Origin of the sequence: Azospirillum canadense, from assembly GCF_025961225.1 — a bacterium.
GTDB lineage: Bacteria > Pseudomonadota > Alphaproteobacteria > Azospirillales > Azospirillaceae > Azospirillum > Azospirillum canadense.
The window spans coordinates 1785926-1798888 of sequence record NZ_JAOQNG010000010.1 but is presented as its reverse complement, the minus strand read 5'-3'; the positions used below and the strand labels follow the sequence as shown (position 1 = coordinate 1798888).

Sequence of the window (12963 nt, the reverse complement as noted above, 5' to 3'; positions counted from 1 at the left end):
GACCAGAGGTCCGCCTGTCGCGTCAGCGCAAACTTCGTTTGCGCGTGAGCAGGGAGGAGTGGGGAATTCCACCGACCATCCCACCTTTGCGTTTTTTTTGAAAGTGCTGGTGCGCGCATCCGCTTCCCTGCCGCACCGCCGCAACCGTACAGTTTGCGATGGACACCAACGCGCATGAGGGGGCCGGGACGCGATGGAGCTGATCGTCTGGGAATGGGTCAACTTTCTGGTGCGCTGGCTGCACGTGGTCACGGCCATCGCGTGGATCGGCTCAAGCTTCTACTTCATCCATCTGGACGCCAGCTTGCGCAAGCGCGAGGGCCTGCCGCCCGGCGTGGCGGGGGAGGCGTGGCAGGTGCATGGCGGCGGCTTCTACCACATGGCCAAATACATGGTCGCCCCAGCGGAGCTGCCGGAGAAGCTGACCTGGTTCAAGTGGGAAAGCTACGCCACCTGGCTCAGCGGCTTTTGCCTGCTGGCGGTTCTGTACTACCACGGGGCCAACCTGTTCCTCGTCGACCCGGCGGTGCTGGACATCCCCTGGTGGGGCGCGATCCTGATCAGCCTGGGCGCGTTGGGGCTCGGCTGGCACGTCTACGACCGGCTGTGCAAGTCGCCGCTGGGCAAGGACGACGTGAAGCTGGCGGCGGCGGGCTTCGTCTTCCTGGTGTTGGTCGCCTGGGGTCTCAGCCACGTCTTCAGCGGGCGGGCGGCCATGCTGCACGTCGGCGCGCTGATCGGCACCATCATGTCGGCCAACGTCTTCCGGCTGATCATCCCGAACCAGCGCAAAGCGGTGGCCGCCATGCTGCGGGGGGAGACACCCGACCCGGCGCTCGGCAAGCAGGCCAAGCAGCGGTCGCTGCACAACAACTACCTGACCTTGCCGGTCGTCTTCCTGATGATCAGCAACCACTACCCGCTGGCCTTCGGCACGCGCTTCAGCTGGCTGATCGTCGCCATCGTGCTGGTGGTGGGGGCGGTCATCCGCCACTTCTTCAATTCCCGCCACGCCGGCAAGCCGACCCCCTGGTGGACCTGGGGCGTGGCCGCCGCGGGCATGGCCGCCGTGGTGGCGCTGAGCACGCTGGGCCCCAAGGACGGCAGCGACACCGCCGCGGTGCCGGCCCGCGCCGACTTCGCCCAGGTGGAGGAGGTGGTCGCCAGCCGGTGCAGCATGTGCCACGCCGCGACGCCGGTGTGGGAGGGCATCGGCGAGGCGCCGCGAGGCGTCCGGCTCGACAGCCCGGAGGACATCCGCCGCCACGCCGGCCAGATCCGCGCCTGGGCGGTGCTGTCCAACGCCATGCCGCCCGGCAACGTCACCCAGATCACGCCGGAGGAGCGCAGGCTCCTCGCGGCCTGGACCGAACAGACCGCCGATCAGCTGCCCCGGTAGGTGGAGTAGCTGTAGGGGGAGATCAGCAGCGGCACGTGATAGTGCTGGTCCGTCCGGGCGATGCCGAAGCGGATCGGCACCACGTCGAGGAAGGCGGGCTCCCCCAGGTCGACGCCCAGCCCGCGGAAATAGGCGCCGGCTTCGAACACCAGCTCGTAGACGCCGGGCGTCAGGTCGGCCCCGGCGAGCAACGGCCCGTCGCAGCGGCCGTCGGCGTTGGTGCGGACCTGAAGCAGCCGGTCGCGCCGGTCGCCCTCCAGCCGGTACAGCGTCACGGCCATCCCGGCCCCCGGCCGCCCATGCGTCGTGTCGAGAACATGCGTCGTCAAACGCCCGCCATCCGCCATGATGCCCCTCCTAGTTCTTGTGCCGTCATGATCTCACCACAGAGACACGGAGACACAGAGGGGTGGTTTCTCTGTGTCTCCGTGTCTCTGTGGTGATCCCCCTCGCCTTTATACCCCCCACCCCGCCTGCCCCGAACCGGTCCTGCCCAAAAAGACTTTCAAACGGATCGAAAAAGCGGAACGCCGCGATTGCGGGTATGCTGCGCAGGATGGGCGTAACAGGGAACCGATGATGCGACCAAGCGAGATGGACCGGGCGGCCTTCGTCGCCCGCTTCGGCGGCGTGTTCGAGCACGCGCCCTGGATCGCCGAACAGGCATGGGAACAGCGGGCGAACACCGCCGAGGGCCTGCACGCCGCCATGGTGAAGGTGCTGCGCGCCGCCGACCACGACACGAAGCTCGCCTTGCTGAACGGCCACCCCGACCTCGCCGGAAAGCTGGCGGTAACCGGCGGCATGACCGCCGACAGCACGGCGGAGCAGGCCAGCGCCGGGCTCGACCGCTGCACGCCGGAGGAGTTCCAGCGCTTCACCGCGCTGAACGACGCCTACAAGGCGCGCTTCGGCTTCCCCTTCATCATGGCGGTCAAGGGCCGCAGCCGCGCCGAAATCCTGGAGGCGTTCGAACGCCGCATCCACAACAGCCCGGAGGAGGAGTTCGAAACCGCCCTGGCCCAGGTCGAGCGCATCACCCTCCTCCGCCTCAAGGACCTGCTTCCATGACCGAACTCGGAACCGCCCTGATGGAGCGGCTGGACGCGCTCGCCGCCCACAGCCAGGACTCTTCAGACCAGGGTGGGCGCGCGCTGACCCGCCTGTTCCTGTCGGCGCAGCACAAGGCTGCCGCCGATCAGGTCGCGGCCTGGATGAAGGACGCCGGCATGGCCGTCCACCTCGATCCCATCGCCACGGTGGTCGGCCGCTACGAGGGCGCCACGCCCGGCGCGCCGGCGCTGCTGCTGGGGTCGCACATCGACACGGTGCGCAACGCCGGCAAGTATGACGGGAACCTGGGCGTGCTCGCCGCCATCGCCGCGGTGGCGGAGCTGAACCGGCTGGGCGAGCGTCTGCCCTTCGCGATCGAGGTGCTGGCCTTCGGCGACGAGGAGGGCGTGCGCTTCCCCCACACCCTGACCGGCAGCCGCGCCATCGTCGGCCGCTTCGACGCCGATGCGCTGGAGGGCCGCGACCGCGAGGGCGTGCGCATGGCCGACGCGCTGCGCGCCTTCGGCGGCGACCCGGACTCCATCGCCTCCGTCACGCGCAAGCCGGGCGAGGCGCTGGCCTTCGTCGAGCTGCACATCGAGCAGGGCCCGGTGCTGGAGGCGGAAGGCCTGCCCATCGGCATCGTCACGGCGATCAACGGCGCGTCGCGCTTCTCCGTCCGGGTGCGCGGCGTGGCCGGCCACGCCGGGACGGTGCCCATGGGTCACCGCCGCGACGCGCTGGTCGCCGCGGCGGAAATGGTGCTGGCGGTGGAGCGCATTGCCTCCTCCATCGCCAACCTCGTCGCCACGGTCGGCCGGATCGAGGCAAAGCCCGGCGCCGTCAACGTCATCCCCGGCGAGGTCGTCTTCACCATGGACGTCCGCGCGCCGGAGGATTTCGTCCGCGACGCCGCCTGCACCGCCATCCGCACGGAGCTGGAGGGCATCGCCGCACGACGCGGCGTGGCCATGACCATCGAAGGCACCCACAACGATGCGGCCGCCGTCTGCTCCCCCGCCATCATCGAGCGGATCGAGGCCGCCATCCGCCGCGCCGGCATCCGCCCGCTGCATCTGCCGAGCGGTGCCGGGCACGACGCCATGTCGTTCGCAGGCGCGCTGCCGATGGGCATGCTGTTCGTCCGCTGCAAGGGCGGCATCAGCCACAACCCCGCCGAATCCATCACCGTGGAGGACGCCGACCTGTCGGTGCGCATCCTCCTCGACCTCCTCCGCCACTTCGACCACGAGACCCTCCGAGCATGACCGAGTCCTCCCAACAGGCCGTCCGCGACTTTCTGGCCCACACCCGCGAGGACCAGGTCCGCTTCCTGGCCGAGCTGGTCAAGGTGCCCTCCGACAACCCGGCCGGCGACTGCGCCCCCCACGCGGAGCGCGCCGCGGAGCTGCTGGAAGCCATGGGCCTGACCGTGGAGCGGCACCCCGTCCCCGCCGACCTCGTGCGCGCCAACGGCATGGTCAGTGCCACCAACCTGATCGTCCGCCGCCGTTTCGGCGACGGCCCCACCGTGGCGCTGAACGCGCATGGCGACGTGGTCCCGCCGGGCGAGGGCTGGACCCGCGATCCCTACGGGGCGGAGGTGGTGGACGGCTGGATGTACGGCCGCGGCGTCGCCGTGTCGAAGTCCGATTTCGTCACCTACACCTACGCCCTGCTGGCGCTGGAGAAGGCCGGGCTGGACCGCGGCACGGTGGAACTGCACCTGACCTACGATGAGGAGGCGGGCGGCGAGATCGGGCCGAAGTGGCTGCTGGACGAGGGGCTGACCAAGCCCGACTATGCCCTCGCCGCCGGCTTCAGCTACGCCGTGGTCACCGCGCACAACGGCTGCCTCCACCTGGAAATCGAGGTCACCGGCAAGTCCGCCCACGCCGCCCTGCCGATGACCGGCATCGACGCACTGGAGGCGACCACCGCTATCCTGAACGCGCTGTACGAGCACCGCAAGGCGTTCCCCGCCACGGTGTCGGCGGTGGCCGGCATCGGCTCCCCCCAGCTGACCGTTGGGCTGATCAAGGGCGGCATCAACACCAACGTGGTCCCCGACCGCGTCACCCTGCGGCTCGACCGCCGCATGATCCCGGAGGAGAACCCGGAGACGGTGGAGGCGTCCTTGCGCGCCGTCATCGCCGAGGCAGCCAAGGCCTTTCCCAAGGCCCGCGTTGAGGTGCGCCGCATCCTGCTGGCCCGCCCGCTGACTCCGCTGGCGGGCACGGACCGGATCGCTGGCGTGCTCTGCGCCCACGCCAGCCGGATCATGGGGGAGCCGGTGGAAACCAAAGGTGTGCCGCTCTACACCGACGCGCGCCACTATTCCGACGCGGGCGTTCCCATCGCCCTGTTTGGCGCCGGCCCGCACACGATCGAGGAAGCCAACGCCCACCGCGCCGACGAGCGCCTGCCCCTGTCCGACCTGCACAAGGCGACGGAGGTGGTGGCCCTGTCGCTGCTGGACCTGTTGGCGCAGGGCTGACGTTCCCACCTTATAAGAATGTTGCGCTCCCTCGCGGGGGCGCCAAACCAGGATGTCCGAACGGTGATCATCGAAAGCGATCTGAAGCTCGACTTCAAGGACGTGCTGATCCGCCCGAAACGCAGCACGCTGCAAAGCCGCAGCGAGGTGGACGTCGACCGCACGTTCAAGTTCCTGCACACCGGCGGGGAATGGACGGGCTTCCCGCTGATCGCGGCCAACATGGACGTGGTCGGCACCATGGCGATGGCGAAGGCGTTGTCGCGCTTCGGCGCCATGACGGCGCTGCACAAGCACTACCCGGCCGAGGATCTCGTCGCCTTCTTCCGCGACACGGATACGACGAACGTCTTCTATTCGCTGGGCACGACAGAGGCCGACTACGACAAGTTCCAGCACGTGAAGGCCAAGGCCCCGGTGGGCAAGGTCTGCCTGGACGTCGCCAACGGCTACACGGAGCGCTTCGTGCGCTTCATCGGCCGCATGCGGACGGAGAACCCGGATCTCGTCATCATGGCCGGCAACGTCGTCACCGGCGACATGACGGAGGCGCTGCTGCTGGCCGGGGCCGACATCGTGAAGGTCGGCATCGGGCCGGGGTCGGTCTGCACCACCCGCAAGATGACCGGCGTCGGCTACCCGCAGCTGTCCGCCATCATCGAATGCGCCGACGCTGCGCACGGGCTGAAGGGCCAGGTCTGCGGCGATGGCGGCTGCACGGTGCCGGGCGACGTGTCCAAGGCCTATGGCGCTGGCGCGGACTTCGTCATGCTCGGCGGCATGCTGGCCGGCCACGACGAGTGCGAGGGCGACCTCCGCTACGAGGAGCGCGACGGCCAGCGCGTGCCCGTCGCCATGACCTTCTACGGCATGTCGTCGGACACGGCGATGAAGAAGTACGCGGGCGGCGTCGCCGCCTACCGCGCGTCGGAGGGCAAGACCGTCGACGTCCCCTACCACGGCCCGGTGGAAGGCACGATGCAGGAGATCATGGGCGGCGTGCGCAGCATGATGACCTACATCGGCGCCACCAAGCTGAAGGAAGTCGCCAAGCGCACCACCTTCATCCGCGTCGGAGCCCAGCTGAACACGGTCTTCGGGGGGTAGGATCTTCCAAACCCTCTCCCGCCCCCGGCGGGAGAGGGAGCTTCAGCGGAATTTCATTCGAAAATCCCAACATTGTCGCTGGTCCACGTTTCGTTCCCTTGCTTCCTTGCGCCCCTTCCTGGTTGATGCAGCAGGAGAAGGCTCATGGACGGAACGGCGGTCATCCGCGCCACCCTGCCGACGCTGCCGGCGACCCCCGGCGTCTACCGGATGATCGGGGCGGACGGGCGCATCCTCTACGTCGGCAAGGCGAAGAACTTGAAACGCCGGGTGGCCAGCTACACCCGGACCGAGGGGCTGCCCCACCGCACCCGGCGCATGGTCGGGCTGACCCGCTCCATGGAGTTCGTCACCACCCACACGGAGGCCGAGGCGCTTCTGCTGGAGGCGAACCTGATCCGCACGCTGCTGCCGCCCTTCAACGTGCTGGTGAAGGACGACCGCTCCTTCTCCTACATCGTTCTGGGCCAAGGGCACGAGTATCCGCGGCTGATGCACCATCGCGGCAGCGCGAACCGCAACGGCAGCCGCCGCAAGGGCGACCTGTTCGGCCCATATGCCTCCCCCGCGCTGGTCGGCATGACCATCGCGGCGCTTCAGCGCGCCTTCCTGTTGCGCACCTGCGACGACGTCACCTTCACCTCGCGCACCCGCCCCTGCCTGCAGCACCAGATCAAGCGCTGCTCAGCCCCTTGCGTCGGGCGCGTCTCGCCGGAGGACTACGCCGCTCAGATGCAGGGCGTGCGCGACGTGCTGAGCGGGCGCAGCGCCGCCGTGCAGGAGGAGTTCGCCCGCCACATGATGGACTGCGCCGACCGGCTGGCCTATGAGGACGCCGCGCGCTGGCGCGACCGCATCCGCGCGCTGACCGCGCTGCAAAGCCGCCAGGACATCAACCTGGAAAACGTGCTGGAGGACGCCGACGTGCTGGCCGTGCATGCGGAGGGCGGGACCGCCTGCGTGCAGGCCTTCTTCTTCCGCGGCGGGCGCAACCAGGGCACCCGCGCCTTCTTCCCGAAACATGACCACGATGAAGTTGACGCGGCGATCCTGACCGCCTTCGCCGCGCAGCTCTACGAGGACACGCCGCCCCCGGCCCGAGTCCTGCTCAGCCACGACATCCCCGACCGCGCGCTGCTGGCGGAGGCGCTGACGCTGGGCGCCGGCCATCGGGTGGAGGTGGAGGTTCCGCAGCGCGGCCCCAAGCGCCGCGTCGTGGAGCACGCCCTGACCAACGCCCGCGAGGCACACGGCCGCCGCATGGCGGAGCGCTCCGCCCAGGGGAAGCTGCTGGCCGGGGTGGCGCGCGCCTTCGGCCTGCCCGGCCTGCCCGCCCGTATCGAGATCTACGATAACTCCCACATCCAGGGCGCCTTTCCGGTCGGCGCCATGGTCGTGGCGGGGCCGGAGGGCTTCCAGCGCAACGCCTATCGCCGCTTCCACATCAAGGACCCGGCCGCCGCGGGCGACGATTTCGCCATGCTGCGGGAGGTGCTGACCCGCCGCTTCGGCCGCGCGCTGAAGGAGGATCCGGAGCGCAAGGACGGCCAGTGGCCCGACCTCGTGCTGATCGACGGCGGCCTGGGCCAGTTGAACGCCGCGCGCGCGGTGCTGGCGGAGCTGGGCGTCGAGGGCGTGGCGCTGGCCGCCATCGCCAAGGGGCCGGACCGCGACGCCGGCCGCGAGCGCTTCTTCCTGCCCGACCGCGAGCCCTTCCGGCTGGAGCCCAACGACCCGGTCCTCTACTTCCTGCAACGGCTGCGCGACGAGGCGCACAAGACCGCCATCGACGCCCACCGCACCCGCCGCCTGAAGGCGATGGAGCACACCCGCATCGACGGCATCCCCGGCATCGGCCCGGCGCGCAAGAAGGCCCTGCTGCACCATTTCGGCAGCTCCACTGCGGTGGCCGCCGCCGGCCTGAAGGATCTGGAACTGGCCCCCGGCATCAGCGCCGCCGTGGCGCGGCGGGTGTATGAGTTCTTTCACGGATAGGCTCCGGTTGCCCCCACCCTAACCCTCCCCCGCTTCGCAGGGGAGGGAACTGCCGCCGCTTTCCCCGCAAGTCTTTCTACCTCCCCTGCGAAGCGGGGGAGGGTCGGGGTGGGGGCGCCCGCTCAACCACTTCCCACAAATCACCCCACCCTGTGACCCAGTCCACAGCGCCCCGCGCCCTGTCCGCTTATTGTCTCTTCATCGAACACATGGAGCCCGACGCCGACACCAGCATCCAGACTTTCCGATCCGTCTTCTTTGCCTCCCGTCCCCGCAACTTCCGGTCGGCAGTTTCCTGCCGGCCGGCTTCTTTTTTGCGCACCGGCGATATTCCGCAGACACCGATGCGGGTGACGCGCGGCAGGGCTGCGTCGGCGGCAAACATGCTTAGCGTTTCCTTAACCGGCCGCGCCCATCTTGCGCCGCACCGCAACAGACCGACACCGAGCAAGGCGCCTGACCATGGGCCAGAAGACCATCAAGCTTTCCGACAAGACCGGCTACCGCGAGATCGAACTCGAGAGCCTGCCGCGCAACGTTCGTGCCGCCGTCGCCGACATGGCCGACAAGAACCCGGTCGCGAACATCCTCGTGGACCAGATGGGCATGCTCTACCGCATCCACCTGTCCGAGCCGGCCAACATTTACCTGGACGTGCTCGCGGTCGCCTGACCGACGCTTCCTCCGGTGACGAAAGAACGGCGGCGCACGGGTTGCGCCGCCGTTTCCGTTCCGGTAGGATGGCCGTTATGAGAACAAAAGCAGAACTTTTGAAGACGCCGGATCCCGAGGCGCCACCGCCCGGCATCCGGATCACCAGCGGCCGGACCAAGGACGAGATCGGGCGCGTCCACCACGCCGACGGCGTCTGGACCGCCTTTGCGCGCGACGCGGATGGATGCTATCGCGCGCTCGGCGGCCATCCGGACTTCGCCGCAGCGCTGTCCGCCATTCCCGACGCGCCTGCTCCGGAGGAGCGGGAGGTGCCCAAGGCGGCCGCTCCCAAGCTCCGGCGCCCGACCGCGTCCGCGGCACCCCAGCCCGAAGCCAAGCGGCCCGCAGCCAAACGCGCTCCCACGCCCGCCCAGCCGGTCGCGGCTCCTGCGCCCGCAGTCCAAGCGAACAAGGTCCAAGCGAGCAAGGTCCAGGCGAGCACGCTTCAGGTGGGCAAGGCTCAGTCCGGCAAGCCGAAAGCGGTGCGGTCCAGGGCGGCCTGAGGCACCGTTTCCCCGAAGCCGGACAGGATCGCACGGGCGTGCCCCGGCGGCAGGCCGGTCAGGCGGGCGATGTCGCCGGCGTCGAGACCGTGCTGGTCGGCGGCGCGGCGGATGCGGCTGATGGTGTCGAGCTTGCTGCGGCGGCGCTGGTCACGGGATTCGCTGTGCATGATGTGCTCCGTTCCAAGGTCTGGCATTCCAAGGTCGGGGAAGGCGGAACTCAGTGCGGGCGCCCTTCCAGGCGGCGCAGCGCCTGGTCGAGCGTGGTCAGTGGCAGCAGGAAGACGGTGCCGCCCAGGATCGCCCGGACGTCTTCGACGTCGAGGCTGGTGATCTCGGCGATGCGGCGCTCATCCAGGCCGCGGTCTTCGGCGATCAGCGTAATCCAGCCCGCGAGCGTCCGGGCCTGCGCCATTTGCGCGCGGTCCATCAGCGTCGAAAAGCCCCCGGAAATGGGAGTGGCTTTGTCGCAAGGGGTCAGCATGGGCTCCTCCCAAAGAGCGGTGTCTGCTTTTTTGGGATATGGTGCCCCTCCTCCGCCAGCCGCACAATCAGGCCAACGGCCTACAGCCCATCGGTAGAAAGACCGAGTGGCGCGCCGTCCCACCCGTTGCGTCACGCCCCCACCCAGCGCCGCGTCGGGCCGGTGTCCACGTGGATGAAGTTGCGCTGCGGATAGCAGCCCGCCCCGCCGTCGCCGAAGGACAGGGCGCAGCGGTACAGGTCCGCCGTCCGCCGCCCGGACAGCCGCAGGTCCACGGCCTTGCCTTGCAGATGAAGGCTGGCCGCCGCGGCCCCCTTGGTGTGGCGGTTGGTGTCCAGGGACCGGAAGGCCGACAGCACCTCGAAGGGCTTGCTGCTGTCCAGCTTCTCCTGCATTTCCCAAAGCCGATGGAGCAGGGCCAGGTCGATGCGCCGGCAGACGTCGCTGTTGTGGTCGCGCAGAACCCAGTCGATGCGCGCCAGTGCCTCGGCCACCGGACGCCCCTCGGCCCAGTACACGCCGCTGAAACTCTCGCCGGTCTGGCAGTGGTAGAGCCGCACGGTCCGTTCCGGCTCAGGCTCCCAGGCGGCGGCCGGACGGCTGCGCGTCACACCCAGCGCGACCATGGCGCCGAGCCCCAGAATTCCGCGGCGCGAGAGGCCCGGTTGGGGGACGCCGGCGGGTGGACAGGCGGGCCTGAGGGGGGGAATACGGGAAAGGTCTTCGAACGACATGTCCTCACCAGCCAATTGGTTCACGGATGCCGCAACAGGGAAAAGCGCGAATCGTCGGCGTCCGTCCCAAATCCTTCCCCATCACCGCCACGCGTGGTTGACCGATGAGCCATGCGTGCCTCCCAACCATGTGGCGGGTGCCGGTCCGACGGTCATAAGGATTGAATGGGTGGCAGCTGCACCGTCACGCGGCGTTTCCGACCTGTGGTGTCGGCCAACGCTCATCACCCGCAAGGGGCCTGTCCAGCAAGGTATGTACGGTAGCTTACCACCCGACCGATCAAGGGGGATTTTACCACGCACAGGTGGGTATTAGCTATTTTGGATGGGTTGAAAACTCATACAAATGGATAGGTCAGCTTTTTTCGCAGTAACGGTCAGCATAGACGCAGACGAATGGTAGACAGCCAGCATGCGTGATGGAAGAATGCCGCCCGTCCGACACAAACCACATCGGCCGAAGGGTTTCCTGAATCTTGCCCTGAATCATGACTTGTCTTCGGGAGATGACCGGATGATCGAGGGCGCGCCCCCTGCGCAGGATTGGACCCCGGAAGAAGCCGCCATCCGTGCGCAGCTCGCCCGCATTCTCGCCAGCGACCGTTTCGACGCCTCAGAGCGCAACCGCCGCTTCCTGCGCTACGTGGTCGAGGAGTGCCTGGCCGGCCGCACCCAGCAGATCAAGGCCTACAGCATTGCGGTCAGCGTCTTCAACCGCGAGCCCAGCTTCGACCCGCAATCCGATCCCATCGTGCGGCTTGAGGCCGGACGCCTGCGGCGCAGCCTGGAGCACTATTACCTGACGGCCGGGCGTAACGACTCGATCCGCATCGTCGTTCCGAAGGGCGGCTACGTCCCCCACTTCGAGCCCACCGGCCTGACGCCGGAGGAGGAGCCGCCGGCCCCCCAGCCCTCCCCGCCCCCCGCCGGCAACCCCGCGCCATCGGCCATGGAGGATGTACCGCGGCGCTGGCCGGCGAAGCAGCCGTTGTTCGCCGCTGGCCTGACCGCCGGACTTGCCGTCCTGGCGGTGCTTGGTGCGGGCGCGCTGTACGGCGTTGCCACACCGTCCGGCACAGGAACCGACGAAGCTGTGGCGCTAGCCGCGGCCAAACACCCTGTGGCCGACCGCGCCTTCGTCGCAGTGGGAGCGCAGCACGGCACCGGTGTCACCATCGCGCCGTTCCGCACGATCGGCTCGCCCACCGAAGCGAACGCCCTGGCGTCGGTGCTGACCGACGAGATCGTGCGCAGCCTGACCGCGCAGACCGAGCTTCCCGTCCGCCTGGAACCGGCGCGGCCCGATGGCACCGCTGCGGCGGCTACCGGCCAGGATCTCCGCCTCGCCGGCAGTTTGCAGGACGGGGACGGACACACCCGCGTCATCGTCCACCTGACGGACGAGGCGACCGGCGACGTCCTGTGGTCGGAACGGTTCGAACAGCCCCCGCCCCACCGGGCATCCGCTCTCGTCCAGGCGCTCGCCGCCGGCATCACCGCTCCATTGACCGACCCGCAGGGTCCGCTGATCCAGGCGGTGTCCGCCCGCCTGAGGACGAAACCCGCGGCGGCCTTGGTGCCCCGCGAATGCGCCTTCCTGGCGACCGAGCGGCGGAACCACAGCCCGGAGGAGCGCCGGGTCCTGGGTGCGTGCCTGGAAAAGGGCGCATCCGAACGGAGCCTGAGCACCAACGAGGCGGCGCGGCTCTGGTCCGCCCTCTCCTACCTCTACGCCGACGAACATCGCTTCGAAGCGGAGGCGGTCCGCGGCGGGAAAGGGAACCCCGCCGCAGACCGGGCGCTCGACCGCGCCCTGGCCGCCGCGACGCGGGCGACGGAACTGGCGCCGAACGGCCTGCGCCCCCTGACCGCGCTCTACACGGCCTATTGTCTGCGGCGGCAATACGACCTGTGCTTCGCCGCGGGCGACAAGGCGCTGAAGCTGGCGCCGGATGACCCCAAGGTGCTGGGCGACCTCGGCCTCTGGCATGTGGAAGCCGGCGATCCGCTCCGCGGCATGGCGCTGATGGACCACGCGATGGAGCGCGATCCGTCGCAGGCCGGTCGCCTGCTGCCCGCCTACGGCGTCGCGCGCCAGCGCGTGGGTGGCCCGGATGGCAATCCGGATGGCGGCAACACCGATCACACGAGCGCCATGCGCGGCGACGTGACGAGCGCGGCGCCGGCGCAGGTGGCCCTGGCGGTGGCCTTCGTGCAGTCCGGCCGGATCGACGAGGCGCGGGAGGCCGCGACCAAGGCACTGGCCGCCGACCCGGATTTTGCCGAGCGCTCCGCCCGCGACCAACGCAACCGTCCCCTGCCCCCGGACCTGGACGCCACCATCCGCAACAGCTTCGCGGTGCTAGGCTTGGCTCGCTGAACCGTACCGTGGAACCAACGAAAAAGCCCGGCGACCGCGTGTCGCCGGGCTTTTTCGTTGGAGCCTTGTTTTCTCATACGACGTCGTATGAGACCGA

The 12963-nt window shown here is 69.1% G+C and carries 14 protein-coding genes; 9 read left to right on the top strand and 5 right to left on the bottom strand.

The genetic code is table 11. The annotated features are described in order from the left end of the window. Nucleotides 1-193: 193 nt before the first annotated feature. On the top strand, nt 194-1399 hold the full coding sequence (locus M2351_RS44020; RefSeq protein WP_264662249.1) for a urate hydroxylase PuuD: 1206 nt from the start codon (nt 194-196) through the stop codon (nt 1397-1399). On the opposite strand, the gene uraH is transcribed toward M2351_RS44020, so the two are convergent. Then, on the bottom strand, nt 1384-1728 hold the full coding sequence (gene uraH / locus M2351_RS44015; protein ID WP_454464611.1) for a hydroxyisourate hydrolase: 345 nt from the start codon (nt 1726-1728) through the stop codon (nt 1384-1386). The genes M2351_RS44020 and uraH overlap by 16 nt on opposite strands. A gap of 247 nt (nt 1729-1975) precedes the next feature. On the opposite strand from uraH, the gene uraD reads away from it, so the two are divergent. The 5 genes from uraD (at nt 1976) to uvrC (ending at nt 8051) form a co-directional block, all read left to right on the top strand. After that, a complete protein-coding gene (gene uraD, locus M2351_RS44010; protein ID WP_264662247.1) occupies nt 1976-2470 on the top strand; it encodes a 2-oxo-4-hydroxy-4-carboxy-5-ureidoimidazoline decarboxylase in 495 nt (164 codons plus the stop codon). After that, on the top strand, nt 2467-3720 hold the full coding sequence (locus M2351_RS44005; RefSeq protein WP_264662246.1) for an allantoate amidohydrolase: 1254 nt from the start codon (nt 2467-2469) through the stop codon (nt 3718-3720). Before uraD ends, M2351_RS44005 begins: the two co-directional genes overlap by 4 nt. Beyond that, complete coding sequence (locus M2351_RS44000) at nt 3717-4949, top strand: M20/M25/M40 family metallo-hydrolase (RefSeq protein ID WP_264662245.1); 1233 nt, start codon at nt 3717-3719, stop codon at nt 4947-4949. The genes M2351_RS44005 and M2351_RS44000 overlap by 4 nt, the downstream gene beginning before the upstream one ends. A gap of 63 nt (nt 4950-5012) precedes the next feature. Then, on the top strand, nt 5013-6056 hold the full coding sequence (locus M2351_RS43995) for a GMP reductase (protein WP_264662244.1): 1044 nt from the start codon (nt 5013-5015) through the stop codon (nt 6054-6056). A 144-nt stretch (nt 6057-6200) separates the two neighbouring features. Continuing rightward, nucleotides 6201-8051 (top strand): excinuclease ABC subunit UvrC, encoded by a 1851-nt coding sequence (gene uvrC, locus M2351_RS43990; protein WP_264662243.1) that lies wholly within the window; start codon nt 6201-6203, stop codon nt 8049-8051. 187 nt (nt 8052-8238) lie between these two features. Here the strand turns inward: uvrC and M2351_RS43985 are convergent, their stop codons facing one another. Next, entirely contained in the window at nt 8239-8436 is a 198-nt protein-coding gene (locus tag M2351_RS43985; protein ID WP_264662242.1) for a hypothetical protein, read from the bottom strand. A gap of 77 nt (nt 8437-8513) precedes the next feature. Here M2351_RS43985 and M2351_RS43980 point away from each other — a divergent pair, with 77 nt between their 5' ends. Continuing rightward, nucleotides 8514-8723: a hypothetical protein gene (locus M2351_RS43980; RefSeq protein ID WP_264662241.1), complete on the top strand. Its 210-nt coding sequence runs from the start codon at nt 8514-8516 to the stop codon at nt 8721-8723. Between the two features lie 77 nt (nt 8724-8800). Further along, nucleotides 8801-9268 (top strand): hypothetical protein, encoded by a 468-nt coding sequence (locus tag M2351_RS43975; RefSeq protein ID WP_264662240.1) that lies wholly within the window; start codon nt 8801-8803, stop codon nt 9266-9268. Here M2351_RS43975 and M2351_RS43970 read toward each other — a convergent pair. The 3 genes from M2351_RS43970 to M2351_RS43960 all read right to left on the bottom strand — a co-directional run bounded on the left by M2351_RS43970 (nt 9226) and on the right by M2351_RS43960 (nt 10378). Further along, nucleotides 9226-9438, bottom strand: coding sequence for a hypothetical protein (locus M2351_RS43970; RefSeq protein ID WP_264662239.1), 213 nt, complete (start codon nt 9436-9438; stop codon nt 9226-9228). The genes M2351_RS43975 and M2351_RS43970 overlap by 43 nt on opposite strands. A 50-nt stretch (nt 9439-9488) precedes the next feature. Beyond that, nucleotides 9489-9752, bottom strand: coding sequence for a hypothetical protein (locus M2351_RS43965; protein ID WP_264662238.1), 264 nt, complete (start codon nt 9750-9752; stop codon nt 9489-9491). Nucleotides 9753-9883: 131 nt separating this feature from the next. Continuing rightward, nucleotides 9884-10378, bottom strand: coding sequence for a YcbK family protein (locus M2351_RS43960; RefSeq protein ID WP_264662237.1), 495 nt, complete (start codon nt 10376-10378; stop codon nt 9884-9886). A gap of 622 nt (nt 10379-11000) precedes the next feature. On the opposite strand from M2351_RS43960, the gene M2351_RS43955 reads away from it, so the two are divergent. Further along, nucleotides 11001-12866, top strand: a complete 1866-nt coding sequence (locus tag M2351_RS43955; RefSeq protein ID WP_264662236.1) for a tetratricopeptide repeat protein — start codon at nt 11001-11003, stop codon at nt 12864-12866. The last annotated feature ends 97 nt before the right edge of the window (nt 12867-12963 follow it).

Bases quoted from the DNA above. Each gene is read 5' to 3' on its own strand.
- M2351_RS44020 (WP_264662249.1), top strand. From the start codon at position 194: ATGGAGCTGATCGTCTGGGAATGGGTCAACTTTCTGGTGCGCTGGCTG.
- uraD (WP_264662247.1), top strand. From the start codon at position 1,976: ATGATGCGACCAAGCGAGATGGACCGGGCGGCCTTCGTCGCCCGCTTC.
- M2351_RS44005 (WP_264662246.1), top strand. From the start codon at position 2,467: ATGACCGAACTCGGAACCGCCCTGATGGAGCGGCTGGACGCGCTCGCC.
- M2351_RS44000 (WP_264662245.1), top strand. From the start codon at position 3,717: ATGACCGAGTCCTCCCAACAGGCCGTCCGCGACTTTCTGGCCCACACC.
- uvrC (WP_264662243.1), top strand. From the start codon at position 6,201: ATGGACGGAACGGCGGTCATCCGCGCCACCCTGCCGACGCTGCCGGCG.
- M2351_RS43985 (WP_264662242.1), bottom strand. From the start codon at position 8,436: ATGTTTGCCGCCGACGCAGCCCTGCCGCGCGTCACCCGCATCGGTGTC.
- M2351_RS43980 (WP_264662241.1), top strand. From the start codon at position 8,514: ATGGGCCAGAAGACCATCAAGCTTTCCGACAAGACCGGCTACCGCGAG.
- M2351_RS43975 (WP_264662240.1), top strand. From the start codon at position 8,801: ATGAGAACAAAAGCAGAACTTTTGAAGACGCCGGATCCCGAGGCGCCA.
- M2351_RS43970 (WP_264662239.1), bottom strand. From the start codon at position 9,438: ATGCACAGCGAATCCCGTGACCAGCGCCGCCGCAGCAAGCTCGACACC.
- M2351_RS43965 (WP_264662238.1), bottom strand. From the start codon at position 9,752: ATGCTGACCCCTTGCGACAAAGCCACTCCCATTTCCGGGGGCTTTTCG.
- M2351_RS43960 (WP_264662237.1), bottom strand. From the start codon at position 10,378: ATGGTCGCGCTGGGTGTGACGCGCAGCCGTCCGGCCGCCGCCTGGGAG.
- M2351_RS43955 (WP_264662236.1), top strand. From the start codon at position 11,001: ATGATCGAGGGCGCGCCCCCTGCGCAGGATTGGACCCCGGAAGAAGCC.